This window comes from Rhodococcus sp. As11, assembly GCF_048957735.1.
GTDB classification, from domain to species: domain Bacteria; phylum Actinomycetota; class Actinomycetes; order Mycobacteriales; family Mycobacteriaceae; genus Rhodococcus; species Rhodococcus gordoniae.
The window spans coordinates 201650-222564 of sequence record NZ_JARDJE010000004.1 but is presented as its reverse complement, the minus strand read 5'-3'; the positions used below and the strand labels follow the sequence as shown (position 1 = coordinate 222564).

Below are 20915 nucleotides of genomic sequence, written 5' to 3'. Positions count from 1 at the left end.
GGCCGGGCGTGTCGGGACACTCGAGGGACGGCGACGGGCGTGCGACGCCGGGCGCGCCGTACGCGCCCGCGCATCGCGCGTCGACTACTGCTGGTTGTAGAAGCCCGTCTCGGCGATGCGCCGCCGCTCCTCCGCGGAGACGTCGATGTCGGCGGGCGAGAGCAGGAAGACCTTGGTGGCCACCTTGTCGAACGAGCCGCGCAGCGCGAACGCGAGTCCGGCCGCGAAGTCGACGAGACGCTTGGCGTCGGCGTTGCTCATCTCGACGAGGTCCATGATGACCGGCGTCCCGTCGCGGAAACGCTCACCGATCGTTCGCGCCTCGCTGTAGTCGCGGGGGCGCAACGTGGTGATCTTGGACAACGGACCTCCCTCGTCGAAGAGCGCGCCACGCCGGGGTTCGGCGCGCTCGAGCCGGCTCTCGGCACCCAGGGATGCACGCCCGGCGACAGCACGGGCCGGGGCGGGCGCCGGGCGGGCGCTGCGGGCCGTGATGGGCTCGACCCGCGGGCGGGGTGCCGGCTCGTACCGGTCGAATTCGTCGTGTTCGAACTCGCGGACCGGTTCCTCGCGATGCGACGGGGCGTACTCGTCGCGGTGCGACGGCGCGTAGCCGCCGTAGGGCGCGTCGCCGTAGTCCCGATCGCGGTCGCGACGGCCGCTCGCCGGATCGTCGAGGTATTCGTCCTCGTAATCCTCGAGCGGCACCATCCCGAAGTACGCCTTGAACTTGTGGAGTGTGCTCATCGATCGCCTTTCCCTCGCGCGGCGGATGTCATTCAGGCTAACGGTCGATACCCCAAGACCGCCGTTCCGACACGCACGCACGTCGAACCCCACCGAACCGCGTGTTCGAGGTCACCTGACATCCCTGCGGACAACTCCACGGCCGCGGGGTGATCCTCCAGCAGGCGTGCATGCAGGCCGTGCAGCTGCTCGAACGCGCGCTCGGGCTCCCACCCGAGCGGTGGGACACCCATCAGGCCTCCGAGTTCGAGCACCTCGGACGCGCCGACCGCGTCCGCGAGGGCCGGAAGATCCTCGGCCACCACGCCGCCCCGCTCTCGGTCTCCGTCGAGGCTGACCTGCAGCAGGGCTCGCAGCGGGGCCTCGCGTTCACCATCGTCGAGCGCCGCCCGCACACCCTTCTCGAAGGCGTGCACGAGACGGAGACTGTCGACCGAGTGCACCGTGTGCGCCCAGCGGGAGACCGCACGAGCCTTGTTGCGCTGCACCCGCCCGATCATGTGCCACTCGACCGGCTCGGCCACGCTCGCCCGGAACTCGGCGATCTTCGCACTCGCCTCCTGCTCACGTGATTCGCCGAAGCGGTCACATCCCAGCTCGTGGAGGAGCACGGCGTCCGAGGCGGGAAAGAACTTGGTGACGGTGAGCAGTGCGACCTCCGACGGATCCCGACCGGCCGCGCGGGCCGCGGCGTCCAGTCGCTCGCGGACGGCGGCGAGACGTCCGGCGAGTTCGCGGCGCCTGTCCCCGGAGGCCGGAACGCTCACGCCGTCCCCTCCTCGCGTGCCTCCTCGAGCCAGACGACCGAGGCGAACCTGCCGGTGGGTGCCGAACGCCGGTGACTGAACAGAGCGGTGTCCTCGATCGTGCACCGCGGATCCTCGACCACGGCCGTCACACCGTGCTCGGCGAGCTGCCGGCGCAGACCGGCACGCAGATCGAGACCGGGTGTTCCGCGACTCGTGCGGGTCGCGCTGCCCGGCAGGTGGGCCTCGACGTCGGCTCTCATGGCCGCGGGCACCTCGTAGTTCCGTCCGCTCGCCGCCGGTCCGAGCAATGCGCCGATGTGCTCGGGGCGGGCCCCGAGGTCGACCATGACGTCGAGGACCCGGGGAAGGATTCCGATGCGCGCACCGACACGACCGGCGTGCACGGCAGCGATCACCCCGGCGGCCTCGTCGGACAGCAGGATCGACACGCAGTCGGCACTGAGGGTCGCGAGCGCGAGCCCGGTCTCGCGCGTGACGAGCGCATCGGTGGCAGGAACCGGACCCGTCACCGGGCCGTCGACCACGGTGACGTTGCGGCTGTGGATCTGTTCCATCCAGACGAAGCGTTCGGGCGGCAGCCCGATGACGGACGCGAGTCGCCGCCGGTTGGCGTCGACCGCGGCCGGATCGTCACCGACGTGGTCGGCGAGGTTGAAACTGTCGTACGGAACTGCGGACACCCCACCGGCCCGTGTGGTCACGACCCGGCGCGCGCGCAGCAGGCGATGCGGAGCCGTCAACGGCGCATGAAGATCGGCACGTCGACGTCGTCGTCACCGTCGTCGTCGATGTCCACGCTGCGGGGTGCGTTGCCCCCTCCTGCCGGAGGCTGGCCGGCAACAGGCGCCGGGTCCCGCACGGGAGCCGGCTCGACCGGCTCGCGCTCCGGGCGGCCGAGTTCACCGGCGCGGGCGACACCGATCGCACCGGGACGGCCGGACGACTGTTGCTGCTGCGGCGACTGCTGCTGCTGCTGCTGCGACTGGCCCGGCTGCTGCTGACCCACCTCGACCGGACGGCGAGCGGGGGTTCCGCCCTCGAACCCGGCAGCGATGACGGTCACTCGGACCTCGTCGCCGAGCGAGTCGTCGATGACCGTGCCGAAGATGATGTTGGCGTCGATGTGTGCGGCCTCCTGCACGAGCGAGGCGGCCTCGTTGATCTCGAACAGACCGAGATCGGATCCGCCGGCGATCGACAGCAGCACGCCGCGCGCACCTTCCATCGACGCCTCGAGCAGCGGCGAATTGATCGCCGCCTCGGCGGCCTTGATGGCACGACCCTCACCACGCGACGAGCCGATGCCCATCAACGCCGAGCCGGCGCCCGACATGACGCCCTTGACGTCGGCGAAGTCGACGTTGATCAGACCCGGGGTGGTGATCAGGTCGGTGATGCCCTGCACACCGTTGAGGAGCACCTCGTCGGCGGAACGGAAGGCGTCCATGAGGCTGACGGCGGCGTCGCCGAGCTGCAGGAGCCGGTCGTTGGGGATGACGATGAGCGTGTCGCAGGATTCGCGCAGCGTCTGGATTCCGGTGTCTGCCTGGCTGCCGCGGCGCTTGCCTTCGAACGAGAACGGGCGCGTGACGACACCGACGGTGAGCGCGCCGAGCTTGCGGGCGATGCTCGCGACGACGGGTGCACCGCCGGTACCGGTTCCACCGCCCTCGCCGGCCGTCACGAAGACCATGTCGGCGCCCTTGAGCACCTCTTCGATCTCGTCCTTGTGGTCTTCGGCGGCCTTGCGGCCGACCTCCGGGTCTGCGCCGGCGCCGAGTCCGCGGGTCAATTCGCGACCGACGTCGAGCTTGACGTCGGCATCCGACATGAGCAGCGCCTGCGCGTCGGTGTTGACGGCAATGAACTCGACTCCCTTGAGTCCCTGCTCGATCATGCGGTTGACCGCGTTCACGCCGCCACCGCCGATACCGACGACCTTGATTACGGCGAGGTAGTTGTGCGGGGGCGTCATGTGCTCTCGCCTTCCTGAAGTTCCGGGTGGTGCATGCTTCCGGGTGGTGCTCGGGTCTGGGTGGTGCTGGGTCGGGGTCTGGCTCATGTCGGTCGCGTCCGTCTGTCGGACGGCCTTGCAGCACGTCGCCTCGACAAACCCTCAACCACAGCTTGAAGGTTATGTCAAGTAACGCGGCTGTCCGAAACGCTATGGCACGGGTACCGGGATTAGCCAGCAGACGCGCCGGACACGCCGCACGAATTTCACCGATCCCTCACCTCACCGTCGGCAGGTCGGGACTCGCCACGTCGAATCGCTCCCCCGGCTGTGTCAGCAGCGGACCGACGACCGCCGCCTTCCGGTCCGAACGATCGACTCCACCCCACACCACGACACGCCCGTCGGTGAGCACGAGCGAGATGTCGGATGCCGTCGGCGCTTCGATCGTCTCGACCTGGACGCGCAGCTCGGGCGGCAGCATGTCGAGCACCTCCACGGCAGCGCGGGTCGTGGGATCACCCGTGCCGGGCGAGGGCGTCACCAGTCGCGGGGTGAACATCGGTGGTGGCTCGACCGCGAAGTCGACCCCCTCGATGTCTACCGAATGGGTGCCGTCGGGTGCGTCGAAGAAGACCATCGCCTCCCGTTCCGTGACCGTCACACGCACAGAGGAGGGATACACCCGCTGCACCCGGACCGAAGCCGCGCGGGGAATCGTCGCGACACGCTGCGCCGCCGCTGCCGTGTCGACCCGCAGCAGCGGTGTGCCCTCGGCGACCTCGAGCGCGTCGACCACTTCGTCGTAGGTGACGACCTCGATCCCCGTCACCTCGATCGACCGCACGGACAGCAACGGCGACAACCAGGCCACCGCGATCGCCCCGAGGAGCACCACGACGATCCCTGCCCCGACGAGCACGGTCCGCAACCGCACCGACCGGCCCGACGGGCGGCGGGCGGTGCCGCGTTCCCTGGGCCCCCCGGGTTCACGAGGCTCTCGTGACGGTCGCCCACGACGTGCACGTGACGAGACGGCGGCGGGCGTCACGGGTCGATCGGCTCCGGTCCGGAGCCACCGGCAGCACGGAATCCGCCGGGCTCGGGTGAGGACCCGGCCGGACGGTAGCGCCCCGGTTTGCTGTGGAGTGCGTCGAGGATCTGCCTGCCGAGCATCGTGACGTCACCCGCGCCCATCGTGATCACGACATCTCCGGGCCTGGTCAGACGCGCGACCTGCCGGGGAACCGCAGACAGGTTCGGCTGGTAGTGCACCGGCCTGCTCACCGCCCGGGCGACCAGCGCACCGCTCACACCGGGGATCGGTTCCTCCCGGGCGCCGTAGACGTCGAGCACGACGACCTCGTCGGCGAGGTCGAGAGCCGCGCCGAACTCGGTGGCGAACGCCTCGGTGCGCGAATAGAGGTGCGGCTGGAACACGACAATCACCCGGGGCCGTTCGGTGCCGGTCTCGGTGTAGCGCAGCGGCTCCCCCGCGACGAGTTCGGCCGCGGCCGCCAGGACAGCCCGGACCTCGGTGGGATGGTGGGCGTAGTCGTCGAACACCCGCACGCCGTGTTCGCGGCCGGTGTACTGGAATCGCCGGTGCACTCCGCCGAAACCGGCCAGTCCCTCGAGCGCCTCGTCGACCTGCGCCCCGGCCTCGAGCGCGGCGAGCAGCGCGGCCAGAGCGTTCAACGCCATGTGCCGGCCGGGGACCGACAGTCGCACCGTCCGCGGCGAATCCTCACCCGCGAGGTGGAGTTCGGCGACCCCACCCACGTCCTTGGCCTCCCAGCCGAGGAGACGCACGCCGACAGGAACGCCGCGGTGGTCGCCCTCGGTGCCGATGACGTCGGCCGTGCCGTAGCCCCGGACCCGCAGGTCGTCGCGGCCGAGCGCGACGACCCGCTCGGCGAGCGCTGCCGATCCGGGGTCGTCGAGGCACACGACCAGCAGACCACCGGGCGCGATGCGGGAGACGAACTCGTCGAAGACCGCCGTGTACGCCTCCGGCGTCCCGAAATAGTCGAGGTGATCCGCCTCGATGTTCGTGACGATGACGGTGTTCGGGTCGTACTGCAGCAGCGAACCGTCGCTCTCGTCGGCTTCGGCGACGAAGACGTCCCCGCTGCCGTGGTGCGCGTTGGTCCCGGACTCGTTGAGTTCACCGCCCACCGCGAAGGACGGATCGAAGCCGCAGTGCTGCAGCGCGACGACGAGCATCGACGTCGTCGAGGTCTTGCCGTGTGTGCCCGAGACCAGGAAGGTACGGTGTCCGCGCATCAGGGAAGCGAGGACCGTGGGGCGCAACAGGATCGGGATCCCCCGCTCGCGGGCGGCAACGAGTTCGGGATTGTCCTGCGGGATCGCGGCGAACGTCGTGACCAGGGCCGTGGGACCGCCGTCGAGCAGGTCGAGAGCTTCGGCGGCGTGCCCGATGCGGACCTGCGCGCCCCGCGCCCGCAGGGCGAGCACACCGCGGCTCTCCTTCGCGTCGGAACCCGACACCTGTCCCCCGCGCGCGAGCAGGATCCGGGCGATGCCCGACATCCCGGCGCCACCGATACCGACCATGTGCACCCGCTCGAGTTCGGCGGGCAACTGCGCGCTCATCGTTCACTCCTGTTCGGTTCCGCTCCGGCAACCTCGAGCACTATGCGCGCCAACTCGTCCGCGGCACTGCGATGACCGGCGGCCGCGGCGCTGCGCCCCATCTCCACGAGTCTGCGCTCGTCGCCGAGCAACGACACCACGTCCGTCGCGACATAATCGGAATTCAGGTCGCCGTCCGCGACGATCGTTCCGCCGCCCGCCGCGACGACCGGACGGGCGTTGAGTTCCTGTTCGCCGTTCCCGTGCGGGAGCGGCACGTACACCGCGGGCAGACCCACCGCGGACACCTCCGCGACCGTCATGGCCCCGGATCGGCACACCACCGCGTCGGCCGCCGAGTACGCGAGGTCCATCCGTTCGAGATAGGGCACGGCGACGTACGGCGCCCGGACGTGGCCGGGATGGGCGGGGATGTCGACGGTGTTCTTCGGTCCGTGCGCGTGCAGTACGGCGATGCCGGCCTCCGCGAGCGCGGCGGACGCTCCGGACACGGCCTCGTTCAGCGACCGCGCCCCCTGCGAGCCACCGAACACGAGCAGGACGGGCACATCGTCGGGCAGACCGAAGTGCCGCCGTGCCTCCCCGCGCAGACCGGCGCGGTCGAGACCGGTGATGGACGAGCGGACCGGGATCCCCACGATCTGCGCGTCACCGCGCCGGACGATTCCCGAGTTCGGGACGGCGGCGAGCACGCGTTCCGCCCTCAGGGCTCCGATCCTGTTGGCGATACCCGCGCTCGCATTGGCCTCGTGGACGATCACGGGGATGCGACGGCGTCGACGCAGCGGACCGGCCTCGGCCGCGAGGTAGGCGGGCAACGCCACATATCCACCGAAACCGACGACGACATCCGCGTCGACCTCGTCGAGGACCTGCCGGGTGCGGCGCACCGACGCGACGACCCGGGCCGGCAGCTTCAGCAGGTCCACCGTCGGCTTGCGGGGCAGCGGCACGGGCGGGACGAGTTCGAGTGGGTAGCCGCGTCGCGGCACCAGGGTCGTCTCGAGTCCGCGCTCGGTGCCGAGCGCCGTGATCCGCGCATCGGGCACGAGTGCGCGGACGGCATCGGCCACCGCGAGCGCCGGTTCGATATGCCCGGCCGTACCACCTCCGGCCACCACCACCGACAGTGCCGGCCTCTCCCCACTCACCTACGGTTCCCTCGCTCTCCGCTTCGTCCGTTCGATCCGCGTGTCGTGCGGTTCGTCTGCTGCCGGCCGCGGGCCGGTTCCCGCGCGGGTTGCGCGCGCCGGGCCCGGCCGGTTCCGTCCGTCGGTTGCGCGCGACCCGCGGACGCCCGACGGTCCTGCGCCGCTCCACGTTGCCGTTCGTTCGGCGCCTGAGGCTGCCGCGTGCGCGACCCTCTACCACCCGACGCTGCGGGAGCGGCCCGCTCGGGCACCGCGACCCGCGCTCGCGGCTGCCGCGCTGCGGCCGTACGCGCCGGTCTGCGACCGGGCCGGTACGCCTCCGGCTTGCGCAGGCGCAGCAATCGCGCGAACCGGCCGTCCTGCCCCGCATGCAGCGCGGCGATCGCCTCGGGTTCGTGTCTGGCCGCGTTCGCGATCAGCCCGAACATCAGCAGGGTGGTGGCCGTCGACGTGCCACCGGCCGACACGAGCGGCAACTGCAGACCGGTCACGGGCAGAAGCCCCACGACGTAACCGATGTTGATGAACGCCTGACCGATGATCCACGTCGTCGCCGTCGCGGTGAACAGACGCAGGAAGGGATCGGCCGAGCGCATCGCGATGCGCAGTCCGACATAGGCGAACAGTCCGAACAGGCCGATGACGGCCACCCCGCCGAGGAAGCCGAGTTCCTCGCCGATGATCGCGAAGATGAAGTCGTTGTGGGCGTTGGGAAGATAGCTCCACTTCGCGCGGCTCTGGCCGAGCCCGCGACCCCACAGGCCGCCGTCCGCGAGGGAGAACTTCGCCTGTCGCGCCTGGTAACCGGCACCCTGGGGGTCGTCGCCGGGATTGAAGAAGGCCCGCACGCGCTGCGAGCGGTAACCGGCCGTCAGGGCCAGGATCACCGCGAGCGTGCCGGCGGTGCCGACGATGCCGAGGAACACCTTGAGGGGCAGGCCCGCGAACCACAGCAGGGCCAGCACGATGATCACGATCGAGACGGTGGTGCCGAGGTCGGGCTGCAGCACGATCAGGCCGGTCACGAGCAGGGCCGCCGGGACGAGCGGGACGAGCATCTCGCGGAGGGTGGAGTTCTCGCCGCGGCGCGAGGCCAGCAGGTGCGCACCCCACACCGCGAGGGTGATCTTGGCGATCTCGGCCGGCTGCAGCGAGATGCCGGCGATGACGAACCAGCCCCGGGTGCCCTGGGAGAGGGTGCCGATGCCGGGGATGAGCACGAGCACCAGCAGCACGACCGAGAACGCGAACGCGGGGAAGGCGAACCGTCTCATCAGACGCACCGGGATCTGCAGAGCGATGTAGAAGATCACCATGCCGAGGGCGGCGAAGATCAACTGCGAGGTGAACAACCCGTAGGCCGACCCCGCCGCGGCCACCGCACCCACGCTCGACGACGACAGGACCATGACGAGTCCGAGCACGGTGAGCAACACGGCGATCGTCACCACGAGGTGGAAGGATGCGAGCGGCCGCGCCAACCAGGCTCCGAACCGGCCGCGGGCTCCCACCACCGGATCGTCGGAGCTCGCCCCCGACCGAGTCGCGCCTGCCCGAGAGGTCACCTGTGCGTCCCGCCCCCGCGGAGTTCCTCGACTGCGGACGCGAAGCTCCGGCCGCGTTCCGCGTAATCGGCGAACATGTCGAGCGACGCCGCAGCCGGCGCGAGCAGCACCGTCTCTCCCGCCGAGGCGAGAGCGGCCGCTTCCCGGACCGCCACGCGCATCGCGGTGGGTCCGTCGGCGCCCGGCGCCACGATCCTCGTCACCGGAGGCGTGTCGGTCTCGCTCGTCGCATCGGTCATCGCTTCATCGTCGCTCGTGTCCACCACGACGACCGGGACCTGCGGGGCGTGTCGCGTCAGCGCCTCGGCGATGTCGCCGGCATCGCGGCCGAGCAGCACGGCTCCGGACAGCCGCGGCGCCACCTCGGCGACCAGGTCGTCCACGCGGGCACCCTTGAGCAGACCACCGGCGATCCACACCACGCGGTCGCGCGCGAGGAGCGAACTGCGGGCCGCATGCGGGTTGGTCGCCTTCGAATCGTCGATGTAGTCGACACCGTCGACCTGCCCGACCGGCGCGGCGCGGTGCGGCCCCACGCGGTGCCGTCGCAGACCGTCGTGTACCGCCGACTCGGGCACGTCGATCGCCCGTGCGAGGGCGGCGGCCGCGAGGGCATCGGACAGTCCGGCAGGGCCGGGGGGCGTCACGTCGTCGACTCGGGCCAGCACGGCGGAATCCGCGAACGCCCGGTCGACCAGCAGTTCTCCGCTGATGCCGAGTTCGCCCTCCTGGGGGTACCCCAGCGTGAAACCCACGGTGACCACAGCCCGGGAACGATCCAGGAGACCGCCGGCGATCGGATCGTCGAGGCCGAGGACCCCGACGGCACCGGTGAGAGCCCCGAGTTTGGCCTCGATGTAGTTCTCGATCCCGCCGTGCCAGTCGAGATGGTCCTCGGCGATGTTGAGCACGACACCGGCGTCGGGTCGCACCGACGGCGCCCAGTGCAGCTGGAAGGACGACAACTCCACGGCGAGGACGTCGGCGCGCGGGTCGTCGCGGCGCAGGGCGTCGAGCACGGGGAGACCGATGTTGCCGCACGCGACACTGCTGCGACCTGCGGCCTCGAGAATCGCGTGCACCATCGTGGTGGTGGTGGTCTTGCCGTTCGTCCCGGTGACCACCAGCCACCGCCGGGCCGGTCCGTAGATCTCGGCGCGGTCGATGCGCCAGGACAGTTCGATGTCGCCCCAGATGGGCACCGCGGCCCCGGCCGCCCGCGACAGCAACGGCGCGTCGGGCGGAAATCCGGGACTCGTGACGACCAGGGCGAATTCGCGCAGCGCAGCGGAGTCGTCGACGAGCGTGTCGAGGTCGACCGTCCGCGCGCCGAGGGCCGCGCACTCGGCCAGTGCCCGCTCGTCGCGGTCGGTGACGGTGACGTGGGCACCGAGGTCGGTGAGCGGTTCGATCGTCGCGCGGCCGGACACTCCTGCTCCGGCGACGAGCACCGACCGCCCTCTGAGCCGTTCGAGTTCGTCGGTCATGTCAGTCCCCGATCGCCGCGAGGTACTCGCTGTAGAACAGTGCGAGGCCGATGGCCGAGGCGATGGCGGCGAGCAGCCAGAACCGGATGATCACCGTCGTCTCGGCCCATCCGCCGAGTTCGAAGTGGTGGTGGAAGGGCGCCATCCTGAACACCCGCCTGCGGCTGGATCGGAACACCGCGACCTGGATGACCACCGACGCGGCCTCCGTGACGAAGAGCGCTCCGATGACCACCATGAGCAACTCGGTGCGGGTGGTGATGGACAGGCCGGCGAGCATGCCGCCGAGGGCGAGCGAGCCGGTGTCGCCCATGAAGATCTTGGCGGGCGCGGCGTTCCACCACAGGAAGCCGATGCAGGCAGCGGCACCGGCGGCGCACAGCAACGCGAGGTCGAGCGGGTCGCGGACGTCGTAGCAGCCGGCGGTCGGCTCCACTGCGCACGCGTTGCGGTACTGCCAGAAGGTGATGATGACGTAGGCGCCGAGCACCAGCGCCATGGAACCGGCGGCGAGGCCGTCGAGGCCGTCGGTGAGGTTCACGGCGTTCGACCACGCGCTGACCAGCAGGTACACGAACAGGATGAAGACGATCGAACCCATCGAGACCGTGGCGATGTCGCGCACATAGGACAGATCGGTGCTGGCCGGGGTGAGGCCGTCCGCATTGCGGAACTGCAGGGCGAGGATGCCGAAGGCCACCGCGACGACGAGCTGGCCCACCAACTTGGCGGTCTTGTTCAGGCCCAGGTTGCGCTGCTTGCGGATCTTGATGAAGTCGTCGAGGAATCCGACGCCGCCGAGCGCCGTGGTCAGGCCGAGCACGAGCAGACCCGAGGCGGTAGGACCTTCGGCGTCGTATCCCATCCCGATGAGATGCGATCCCCAGTAGCCGGCCCACAGGCCGGCGAGGATGGCGACGCCGCCCATGGTCGGGGTGCCGCGCTTGGACTGATGGCTCTGCGGGCCCTCGACCCGGATCTCCTGCCCGAAGCCCTGCCGGGAGAACATCTTGATCAGGACGGGGGTGAGCAGGATCGAGACTGCGAGCGCGATGCCCGCCGCGAACAGGATCTGTCTCACCGGGCGTCCTCCGTCCCCACAGCAGCGTCGTCGTTTCCGGTACCGGCCGGATCGTCCGCGAGGACGGCCTCGGCGACGGTCCACAGCCCCACGGACTGCGATGCCTTCACCAGCACGATGTCGCCCGGCTGCAGTTCGTCGCGCAGCAACGCGATCGCGGCGTCGGCATCGGGTACGTGGCTCGCTTCCTCACCCCACGATCCTTCCATCACTGCCCCCTGGAACAGACCCCGGACCGGTCGCGTGGCCCCGACGGCGACGATTCGGGTGACGTCGAGGCGGACCGCGAGCCGTCCGATGGCGTCGTGGGCGACGACGGCGTCCTCACCGAGTTCGGCCATCTCCCCCAGCACCGCGAAGGTGCGTCGGCGATCGGGGCCCGACCGCGCCATCGTGACCAGGGCCTTCACCGCCGCTCGCATCGAGTCGGGGTTGGCGTTGTAGGCATCGTCGATGACGGTCACCCCGTCGGATCGGGTCTGCACGGCCATGCGGTGGGCCGAGACGGGACCCGCCGTGGCGAGCGCCTCGGCGGCCTGCCGGACCGTCGCACCGCATTCCACGGCGACGGCGATCGCCGACAGGGCGTTGCCGATCTGATGTTCGCCGTGGACGGCCAAGCGCACGGGCACGCGCTGTTCCTGCCCGTCGACGCCGGGAACGACGGCGGTGAACGAGGCGCGCGCCTGATCGTCGAGGTGGATGTCCTCGGCGCGGTAGGCAGCGCCGGAACCGGTTCCGACGGTCACGACGCGACCGGTGGTGCGGGTCGCCATCTTCGACACGAGGGTGTCGTCGGCGTTGAGGATCGCGACTCCCCCGTCGGCGGCGCTGGGCAGGGCCTCGACGAGTTCGCCCTTGGTCTCGGCGATGACCTCCTGGGAGCCGAACTCACCGAGGTGGGCGGTGCCGACGTTGAGCACGACACCGATCCGCGGCGGGGCGATGCGGGCCAGGGCCGCGATGTGCCCGGGGCCGCGTGCCGACTTCTCGAGGACGAGGAAGCGAGTGGATGCGGTGGCGCGCAGGGCGGTCCACGGGTGGCCGAGTTCGTTGTTGAACGATCCGGGCGGGGCGACGACCTCACCGAGCGGTGCGAGCACGGCGGCGATCATGTCCTTCGTGGACGTCTTGCCCGCCGAACCGGTGACACCGACGACGGTGAGGCCGGCGTCCGTGAGCGTATCCACCACGGTGCGGGCGAGCTTCGCGAGGCCGGCGAGCACGGCCGCGCCGGATCCGTCGCTGTCGTGTTCGAGCGCGAGGGCGTTGGTCTCGGTCGGCGGAATCGGCGGCACGACGATCGCGGGCACACCCACCGGCCGTGCGGCCAGGACCGCCACCGCACCGGCGGCGACGGCGGCCGCGGCGTGATCGTGGCCGTCCGAGCGCGCACCGGGCAACGCCAGGAACAGGCCACCGGGACCGATCCGTCGCGAGTCGAACTCGACGGAACCGGTCACCTCGGCGGACGGATCGTCGACGTCGTGCAGGGTGCCCCCGACGACCTCCGCGATCCGAGCCAGTGTCATCGGGATCATGCCTTGCCTCCGTGATGCAAACCGCCCGCAGCCGGCGGATGGTGACCGTCGGGTCCTGCGGTCCGGTACTTGTCGAGAGCTGCGCCGAGGACCTCGCGGTCGTCGAAGGGATGCTTCACTCCCTCGATCTCCTGCCCCGTCTCGTGGCCCTTGCCGGCGACGAGGACGACGTCGCCCGGACGGGCCCACGCGACCGCGGCGTCGATCGCCGCGGCGCGGTCGCCGATCTCGAGGATCTCGCCGCGTTCGGCGGCCGGCACGGAGTGCGCACCGTCGAGGACGGCAGCGCGGATGGCAGCGGGGTTCTCGGTTCGTGGGTTGTCGTCGGTCACGACCACCAGATCGGCGGCCCGCGCCGCAACCTCGCCCATGATCGGCCGCTTCGTCCGGTCGCGGTCGCCGCCCGCACCGACGACGACGGCGATGCGTCCCTCGGTCGCGGCGCGCAGGGTGCCGATGACCGCGTCGAGGGCGGCGGGCTTGTGGGCGTAGTCGACGACGGCGAGGAAGTCCTGTCCGCGTTCGACCCGTTCGACCCGGCCGGGCACCGCGACGTCGGCGATACCGCGGATCGCGGCGTCGATGTCGGCACTCACCTCGGCGCAGAGCGCTACGGCGAGGGCGGCGTTGGTGACGTTGTAGCGGCCCGGCAGGCCGACGGTGGCGCGGCGGGCGATCCCGTCCGGACCGGTCAGGGTGAACTGCTGCACACCCGTCTCGTCGGGGACCTCGTCGGTGACGGTCCAGTCGGCAGCGGCGGTACCGGCAGCACCCTCACCACCGACGGTGCGGACCGCGGTCGCGTCGTCGCGCCCGGCGCGCGCGACCTCGGCCATACGGCGTCCCCACACGTCGTCGGTGCACACCACCGCGCGGCGGGCCCGGACCGGCGAGTCCTCGGCGAACAGCCGGGCCTTGGCGCCGAAGTAGTCGTCGAGGTCCTTGTGGAAGTCGAGATGGTCCTGGGACAGGTTGGTGAACCCACCGACGGCGAACTCGGTGGCGTCGACGCGACCGAGTGCGAGGGCGTGGCTGGAGACTTCCATCACCACCGTGTCGACACCGCGTTCGCGCATGACGGCGAACAGGGCGTGCAGCTGCGGCGCCTCGGGGGTCGTGAGGGTGCTCGGCACGCGGATCCCCTCGATCCGGGTCTCCACGGTGCCGACGAGACCTACGACGCGTCCGGCCGCGACCAGGCCGGCCTCGACGAGATAGGACGTCGTGGTCTTACCGGACGTGCCCGTGATGCCGATGACCTGCATGCTCCGGGAGGGGTGGCCGTAGACGGTGGCCGACGCCGCCCCGAGGGCGGCACGCGGCTCGGGATGGACGAGGACCGCGACCGGATCCGAGGTGGCCTCGGCGACGAGATCGCGGCCGGCCTCGTCGGTCAGCACGGCGACGGCTCCGCGTTCGAGTGCGGTGCCGGCGAAGGAGGCACCGTGGGTCTTCGCGCCGGGCAGCGCCGCGAAGACGTCGCCCGGGCGGATGCCCTGGGCACGGAGGTCGATGCCGGTGACCGCGACCCTGCCGGCCGTGTCCTCTCCGGCCTCGGGGTTCACGATTTCCACGCGCGCCCCGATGGCGTCGGCGAGGACCGAGATCTGCGTCATCGGTGGGTGCTCGGGTCTCCGTCCCTCCTCCGGAGGAGACGGATCCGGACTCGATGGCACAGGCACCAGTTTCCTCTCGCTTCGCTGCAGCTCGTCTGCAGGCATTCCGACGGATGTTCCCGGGTTCGTTCCCGTTCTGCGGTCTCGGCGACGACCGTCGTGTCACGTTACCGACGTGTCAGCGTACCGAGGCCGCGTGGTCGCGTGATCAGTCGACCTGAAGGATCAGCTTGCTCTCCGGTTCGGCCGACAACGGCACACCGTCGCGCTGCAACAACCACGACGCGATGGTGCGGAACAGCGGCGCGGCCGACTGGCCGCCACTACCGTCGGAACTGCGGGTCGGGGCGTCGAGCATGATGCCGACGACGTAGCGTGGGTCGTCGGACGGCGCGATACCGGCGAAGGTGATCCAGTAGTCGGAGTTCGAGTAGCACTTGCAGTTCTGGTCGATCTGCTGGGCGGTGCCGGTCTTGCCGGAGATGCGGTAGCCCTCGATCGCGGCGCCCGTGCCGGTGCCCTGCTGGTTGCCGGTATCGGCCTGGACGACGGAGCGGAACATGTCGCGCACGGTCGCGGCGGTCTGCGGGCTCACCACGCGCACCGGATCCGGGCGGGGCGTCTCGGTGCGGCTGCCGTCGGGCGCGATCGTCGCGCGCACGACCCGCGGCGGGACACGCTCGCCGTCGTTCGCGATGGTCTGGTAGATCGCGCTCATCTGCAGCAGGGTCATCGACAGGCCCTGGCCGATGGGCAGATTCGCGAAGGTGCCACCCGACCACTGTTCGCGGCTGGGCAGCAGCCCGGACGATTCGCCGGGCAGGCCGACATCGGTGCGCTGCCCGAGTCCGAACAGTCGCAACATCTCGGCGAAGCGGTCCTCGCCGATCCGCTCGGCGAGCATGAGCGTCCCGACGTTCGACGACTTCCCGAACACACCGGTGGTCGTGTACGGCACGACCCCGTGATCCCAGGCGTCCTTGACGGTCGCGCCGGCCATCGTGATCGTTCCGGGGACCTGCAGGACCTCGTCGGGCCGCGTGAGCCCGTCCTCGATCGCCGCTGCGGCAGTGATGATCTTGTTCACGGATCCGGGTTCGAACGGCGAACTGACCGCGAGATTGCCCTGTTCCGCATCGGGCGGGTTGTTCGCGACACCGATCGACGGGTCGAAGGTGCCGTCGTTGGACATGGCGAGCACTTCGCCGGTGTGCGCGTCGAGCACCACGGCGGAGGCGTTCTTCGCGCCGGACAGATCCTTCGCGCGTTGTACCTCCTGCTGCACGTGGTACTGCAGGTCGTTGTCGATCGTGAGCTCGACGGACGAACCGTCGACCGCCGGCTGCCGGTCGCGCCAGCTGCCGGGGATCACGGCACCGTCGGAACCGCGGTCGTAGGTCGACGAACCGTCGGTGCCCGCGAGCACGGCGTCCATCGATGCTTCGAGCCCGATCAGGCCGTGTCCGTCCCAGCCGGTAGCCCCGACGAGGTTGGCGGCGAGGGAACCACCCGGGTACAGGCGGATGTCCTGACGTTCGGTTCCGACCTTGCCGTACTCGTCGACGATCGCCGCCGCGACCCCCGGATCGACGCCTCGGGCGAGGTAGACGAAGGTCTCGTCGCTCTCGAGCATCTCGAGCACATCCTTCTCGGGCGCCGCGGCGCCGAGCGCGTCGTGAACGGCCGAGGCCACACCCTCGAGATAGTCCGAGACCTCCGGCCGGGTCGGATCCTTCGCGCGTTCCTCCTCGAGTTCCTTGCGGACCCGCACGGGCTGGAAGGTCAGCGCCTTCGCCTCCATGGTGTAGGCGAGCGGTTCGCCGTTGCGGTCGGCGATGGTGCCGCGGGTCGCGGGTTCGACGAGCCGGGTGGTGCGCTGGCTCGCCGCTTCGGCGGACAGCGTGGGAGCCTGGACGAGCTGCACGGACAGCAGCTGCGCGATCGCTACGCCCAGCGCCCCGAACAGGCCGATCCGGCCCCACTTGTTACGGAAGGTGAAGCTCGTCCTGTCACGTTGCGTGCGGTCGCGCGGCGCGGACATCCGAGCGCGTCCGCCGCGCGTCGCCGGGGTGGAACGTCGCTGCGGTGCACGCCGGGGGGTGGAGCGGTTGTTCACCGAGGCCCGCCCTCGGGTTCCGCCGGCACGGCCTGGACAGGCGCTTCGGGCGACGCGACGCGGGGCGCCTCGGCTTGCGGCAGTTCGGTCACGGGTACCGGTCGTCCCGCCGCGGGCGGCACAGGCGCGGCACCTTCCGCGTCCGGTACGGCGCCCACGGGAGCCTGCGATGCGGGGGCGGGTGCCGGCTCCTCGCCGACCGGCCGGCCGTCGGCGGACGGCGCGGCCCGCCGGGCGTCCTCGGCTTCGGTGCGCGGACGGGGCTCCTCGCTCACGTCACCGAGCGGCCGCGGGGTCTCCGCACCGGCACTGCCCGCCAGCGGAGTCTGGACGCGGGCGTCCTCCCGGACCGGCGGACGGAGCGGAGCCGGCGGTGCACCCTGGGCCGGAACCGGATCGCCCACCACCTGCACCGAACCGTCCGGCGCGACCACGATCCGCGCGACCTGCCCGGTGGGGATCATGCCCAGCTCCGCCGCGGCGACGGCGAGGGCGGGAGCCGACTCGGCCATCGCCACGTCGCGCTGCAGCACCGCCCGCTTCTGCGCGAGCTCCTCGTTGAGGGAACGCGCCGCGCTCAGCTCGTAGGAGTCCTCGGTCGCGCGGGTGGTGAGCAACAACGTCACGGCCATACCCACGCCGAGAAGGGCGATGATGGTGGCGACGAACGGGATCCGGGTGCGGACACGCCCGGCACCCGTCGTCCGGCCGCGGGTCTCGACCGTTTCGACACCGAGCTGCGCGGCGCGCTGAGACCGTCTCTGATAGGCACGCTGCGCTGCCGTCGATCGCCCCGAGTGCCGGCGCTGCGAGGGTGCCACCTGTACGGTCATCGGTTACCTCCTGGCGATTCGTTCTGCAGCACGCAGGCGGACGGGCGCCGAACGTGGATTGGCCTCGATCTCGTCCTCGGTCGCCCGCTCGGCGCCGCGGGTCAGGATGCGCAGTTCCGGTCCCATGCCCGGCAGTTCGACCGGAAGCCCTTCGGGACTGCGGGACTTCGAACGCGGCGTCAGCTCCTGCTTGACGACCTTGTCCTCGAGCGACTGGTACGACATGAAGACGATCCGGCCGCCGACGGCGAGGGCGTCGAGAGCGTCGGGGATCGCATCGCGCAGCGAGTCGAGCTCGGCGTTGACCTCGACACGCAGCGCCTGGAAGGTGCGCTTGGCCGGATGACCACCGGTGCGACGGGTCGCGGCCGGGATCGTGCGGTAGAGCAGTTCGACGAGTTCGCCGCTGGTCCGGAACGGCGTCCTGGCCCGGGTCCGCACGATCTCGGAGGCGATCTTGCCGGCGAACCGTTCTTCGCCGTAGGTGCTCAGGATGCGGGCGAGATCGCCGTGACCGTAGGTGTTGAGGACATCCGCGGCGGTGATGCCGGTGGTGGGATCCATCCGCATGTCGAGCGGAGCGTCCTTCGAGTACGCGAAGCCGCGCTCCGCTTCGTCGAGCTGCATCGAGGACACACCGAGATCGAACAGAGCAGCGTGGACCGAACCGTACCGGTCGAGGCCGACGCTCTCGAGCGCATCGGCGATCCCGTCGTAGCGGGTATGGACGAAGTCGGTGCGGTCGGAGAACCGCGCGAGCCGCTCGCGCGCGATCGCCAGTGCGTCGGGGTCGCGGTCGAGACCCACGAGCCGCAGACCGGGATAGATCGTCAGGAAGTGTTCGGAGTGCCCGCCGAGACCGAGTGTCGCGTCGACGAAGACAGCGCCCTCGCCGTCCGGTCCGGCACTCTCGATCGCCGGACCGAGGATCTCGACGGCTCGATCGAGCATGACCGGGACGTGGCCGAACTCCGCAGGGGACGTCACATCGACACCGGTGGCCTCATCCGCACCATCGACGGAGTCGTGCTCGCCGTCCACCATGTGTCCTCCGGAAATCCTGCTCGGGCCGCTTACGGTCTGTGGGGTACTCGTCGGGTGGACGGTGGTGTGCCTCGTGCCTGCCTGTCGCTCGTATCGATGCCCTGCTCGTCGCCACGGGGTTGATACGGAAGACGGCGAATGCCTCGAGGTCTCTGTCCGAGTCCGAAGAGACCTGACGCCGGGGAAGTGCGTCAGGGCCCTCCGGTCCGTACCTGGCGCTGGGGAAGTGCGTCAGGGCCGGCACATCGGGCAGAGGCCTCGCGGCACTCGCCGCGCAACCCGAGCCGTGGTGTTACAAGATGTCGCGTAGTGCTTCGTCTCTCGCTTCCGAGAAGTCTTCTTCGTGTTCGGCAAGGTAGGTCTCCCATGCCGTCGCGTCCCAGATCTCGAGGTACCTGACCGAGCCGATCACGACGCAGTCCTTGGCGAGACCGGCATACCTGCGGTGCGCGGCCGACAGCGTGATCCGGCCTTGCGAGTCGGGTCGCTGCTCGTCCGTTCCCGAAGCGAGGCTGCGCAGGAACGCACGTGCCTGGGGGTTGCTCCGTGAGGCGCTCGCAGCGCGTTCCGCCAAGGCGGCGAACTCGTCGCGAGGGAACACGGTGAGGCTGTGATCCTGCCCCTTCGTGATCATCAACCCTCCCGCCAGCTCGTCTCGGTACTTCGCCGGCAGCGTGAGCCGGCCCTTGTCGTCCAACTTGGGGGTGTAGGTACCGAGGAACACTCGGCGCCTCCCCGCTGCCGGACGGATGCTTCGCGCGGCAGGACACCTCGTCCCGCCGTGCCCCACATTACCCCACTTTGCCCCACCGGAAACGGATTACCGCCGCCCGGTCACGCGTGTTGCCGTCACATCCCCAGCTCAGAGCAGGTGGCGGAAAATGGGGACACGCCCCGGGGAGGTGGCGCAGCATCGGCCGACGCCTTCGCGTCGACGACCGTCCCCACCCGGGAAACGAGGACGGAGCGCAAGACGACCAGGGAAAACGGGGCGGGTGGGACGAGGCGGGGAGAGGGAACGGAGCCGAGGGCGGCGGCGAGTGGGGCGCGGTGGAGGAGAGACGACCGGTGAGGGTACGAAACTCCGCAGAGAACGACGACGGCGCGACCCGTGGGTCGCGCCGTCGTCGATACAGCTGTTGGTCGAGGAGGTCACTCCTGCTCGAAACGCCTCCGGAACCGCTCTTCCATGCGGTTGGTGAAGCCACCACCCGAGGACTTCCTGCCGCCGCCGGAACTTCGGCCGGTCTTTCCGGAAGCGGAACTACCACCCGTCGCCCCTGAAGCCGACGGCCGACGACCGCCGAGGAGCAACAGAACTCCGGCGGCGAACATCACGAGGAACCCGAGCAGACTGATGATCGGAAAGCCGCCCGGCTTGAGCGGCAGGGCAACACCGGCGATCAACAGCGTCAGGCCCAACACGAACAAGGCGCCGGCCTGCAGCCGCCGCCGGTTCGACGCCATCCCCAACCGGCTACCACGCACGGTCGAGGCGAACTTGGGATCCTCAGCATAGAGCGCGCTCTCGATCTGATCGAGCATGCGCTGCTCGTGCTCGGAGAGTGGCACGGTACCTCCCCCGGCACTAAACGGTGGCCACCGGATCCGTGGGGCGGATCCGGCGGGGGGCCGTCGATACGGCCGCCTGAGTCAATAATACGAGCAGAAGTCGATGTGGACCACAAACTCCACACGTGAGTTCGGTCCCCCGCCCGGCGAAGCCCTCATGAGAAGGCGAAGGTCACCCACCGACACCGACTTCGGGCTCTGCCTCGGCGTCGAGATAACCCTCCACGTCGTGCAGGAAGTGACCCACCTCGTCGTAGAACGCACCGGACTCGTCGGCTCCGACGGCCCGCGCGACGCCCGCCTCGATCGCCGCGCGAGTGGCGGAACGGTCGGCGAAGTAGTCGGCCCAGACGGCGAAGGACTCGTCGGCTCGCGCCATGAGCGCCCACGCATTGCGCGTGACCGGCCGGCGCGCCGGCCGGACCCCGGAGCGCATCTCCGCAGCGGCGACGACCGCGCCGGCACCGCGCAGCGCCGCAAGATAGGCGAGACGGAACCTCTCGCCCGGATCGCCGGCACCGGCGGCACCCGAGAGCAGATCGTCGGCCTTGCGCAACAGCGTCGCTGCGCGCGCCGAGGTCGGGCGGTCCATGCATGCGGACGGTCCGAGCGTGGGAGACGTTCGGCGCGGCCCTCGACCCGCGACGTGACCGTCGGCCATATTCACGCACCTCCTCGGCGTGCTCGCACCACTCACTACAACGAGCGGTATCCGGTGGTATTCCCGCCGAAACGCCGAGGAACGGAGATCACTGCCCTCGAGTGATCCCCGACACGGACGCCGAGCGGGAGACCCCAGGGTGATCCGGGGATGTTCGCTTC

18 protein-coding genes are annotated in these 20915 nt (G+C 70.4%); all 18 read right to left on the bottom strand.

Annotation, left to right across the window (positions count from 1 at the left end; all coding sequences use genetic code 11):
* Positions 1-84: 84 nt before the first annotated feature.
* Positions 85-747, bottom strand: a complete 663-nt coding sequence (locus PV766_RS07145; RefSeq protein ID WP_016932846.1) for a cell division protein SepF — start codon at positions 745-747, stop codon at positions 85-87.
* 32 nt (positions 748-779) lie between these two features.
* Positions 780-1514 carry a YggS family pyridoxal phosphate-dependent enzyme gene (locus tag PV766_RS07140; protein ID WP_064062925.1) on the bottom strand — a complete coding sequence of 245 codons (735 nt, stop codon included), beginning with the start codon at positions 1512-1514 and terminating at the stop codon, positions 780-782.
* Positions 1511-2257: a peptidoglycan editing factor PgeF gene (pgeF, locus tag PV766_RS07135; protein WP_421096749.1), complete on the bottom strand. Its 747-nt coding sequence runs from the start codon at positions 2255-2257 to the stop codon at positions 1511-1513. Before pgeF ends, PV766_RS07140 begins: the two co-directional genes overlap by 4 nt.
* Positions 2254-3492: a cell division protein FtsZ gene (ftsZ, locus tag PV766_RS07130; RefSeq protein ID WP_421096748.1), complete on the bottom strand. Its 1239-nt coding sequence runs from the start codon at positions 3490-3492 to the stop codon at positions 2254-2256. Before ftsZ ends, pgeF begins: the two co-directional genes overlap by 4 nt.
* 256 nt (positions 3493-3748) lie before the next feature.
* The gene (locus PV766_RS07125) at positions 3749-4408 is read right to left on the bottom strand and encodes a cell division protein FtsQ/DivIB (RefSeq protein ID WP_016932842.1); all 660 of its coding nucleotides are present in this window, start codon (positions 4406-4408) and stop codon (positions 3749-3751) included.
* 110 nt (positions 4409-4518) lie between these two features.
* Entirely contained in the window at positions 4519-6087 is a 1569-nt protein-coding gene (gene murC / locus PV766_RS07120; RefSeq protein ID WP_115311469.1) for a UDP-N-acetylmuramate--L-alanine ligase, read from the bottom strand.
* Entirely contained in the window at positions 6084-7238 is a 1155-nt protein-coding gene (gene murG, locus PV766_RS07115; protein ID WP_129976199.1) for an undecaprenyldiphospho-muramoylpentapeptide beta-N-acetylglucosaminyltransferase, read from the bottom strand. Before murG ends, murC begins: the two co-directional genes overlap by 4 nt.
* Positions 7235-8803: a putative lipid II flippase FtsW gene (ftsW, locus tag PV766_RS07110; RefSeq protein WP_084422031.1), complete on the bottom strand. Its 1569-nt coding sequence runs from the start codon at positions 8801-8803 to the stop codon at positions 7235-7237. The genes murG and ftsW overlap by 4 nt, the downstream gene beginning before the upstream one ends.
* Positions 8800-10290 (bottom strand): UDP-N-acetylmuramoyl-L-alanine--D-glutamate ligase, encoded by a 1491-nt coding sequence (gene murD / locus PV766_RS07105; RefSeq protein ID WP_064065465.1) that lies wholly within the window; start codon positions 10288-10290, stop codon positions 8800-8802. The genes ftsW and murD overlap by 4 nt, the downstream gene beginning before the upstream one ends.
* Before the next feature lies 1 nt (position 10291).
* Entirely contained in the window at positions 10292-11371 is a 1080-nt protein-coding gene (gene mraY, locus PV766_RS07100; protein ID WP_016933866.1) for a phospho-N-acetylmuramoyl-pentapeptide-transferase, read from the bottom strand.
* A complete protein-coding gene (locus tag PV766_RS07095; protein ID WP_064065466.1) occupies positions 11368-12912 on the bottom strand; it encodes a UDP-N-acetylmuramoyl-tripeptide--D-alanyl-D-alanine ligase in 1545 nt (514 codons plus the stop codon). The genes mraY and PV766_RS07095 overlap by 4 nt, the downstream gene beginning before the upstream one ends.
* Positions 12909-14528 (bottom strand): UDP-N-acetylmuramoyl-L-alanyl-D-glutamate--2,6-diaminopimelate ligase, encoded by a 1620-nt coding sequence (locus PV766_RS07090; protein WP_421096747.1) that lies wholly within the window; start codon positions 14526-14528, stop codon positions 12909-12911. Before PV766_RS07090 ends, PV766_RS07095 begins: the two co-directional genes overlap by 4 nt.
* Before the next feature lie 208 nt (positions 14529-14736).
* On the bottom strand, positions 14737-16569 hold the full coding sequence (locus PV766_RS07085; RefSeq protein WP_064065468.1) for a peptidoglycan D,D-transpeptidase FtsI family protein: 1833 nt from the start codon (positions 16567-16569) through the stop codon (positions 14737-14739).
* A 71-nt stretch (positions 16570-16640) separates the two neighbouring features.
* The gene (locus tag PV766_RS07080; RefSeq protein ID WP_421096746.1) at positions 16641-17477 is read right to left on the bottom strand and encodes a hypothetical protein; all 837 of its coding nucleotides are present in this window, start codon (positions 17475-17477) and stop codon (positions 16641-16643) included.
* Between the two features lie 3 nt (positions 17478-17480).
* Positions 17481-18521, bottom strand: coding sequence for a 16S rRNA (cytosine(1402)-N(4))-methyltransferase RsmH (gene rsmH, locus PV766_RS07075; protein WP_421096745.1), 1041 nt, complete (start codon positions 18519-18521; stop codon positions 17481-17483).
* Positions 18522-18813: 292 nt separating this feature from the next.
* On the bottom strand, positions 18814-19245 hold the full coding sequence (mraZ, locus tag PV766_RS07070) for a division/cell wall cluster transcriptional repressor MraZ (RefSeq protein ID WP_064065471.1): 432 nt from the start codon (positions 19243-19245) through the stop codon (positions 18814-18816).
* 428 nt (positions 19246-19673) lie between these two features.
* Positions 19674-20093, bottom strand: coding sequence for a DUF3040 domain-containing protein (locus PV766_RS07065; RefSeq protein WP_016934759.1), 420 nt, complete (start codon positions 20091-20093; stop codon positions 19674-19676).
* 172 nt (positions 20094-20265) lie between these two features.
* Complete coding sequence (locus tag PV766_RS07060; protein ID WP_016934760.1) at positions 20266-20685, bottom strand: SAV_6107 family HEPN domain-containing protein; 420 nt, start codon at positions 20683-20685, stop codon at positions 20266-20268.
* Positions 20686-20915: the final 230 nt, after the last annotated feature.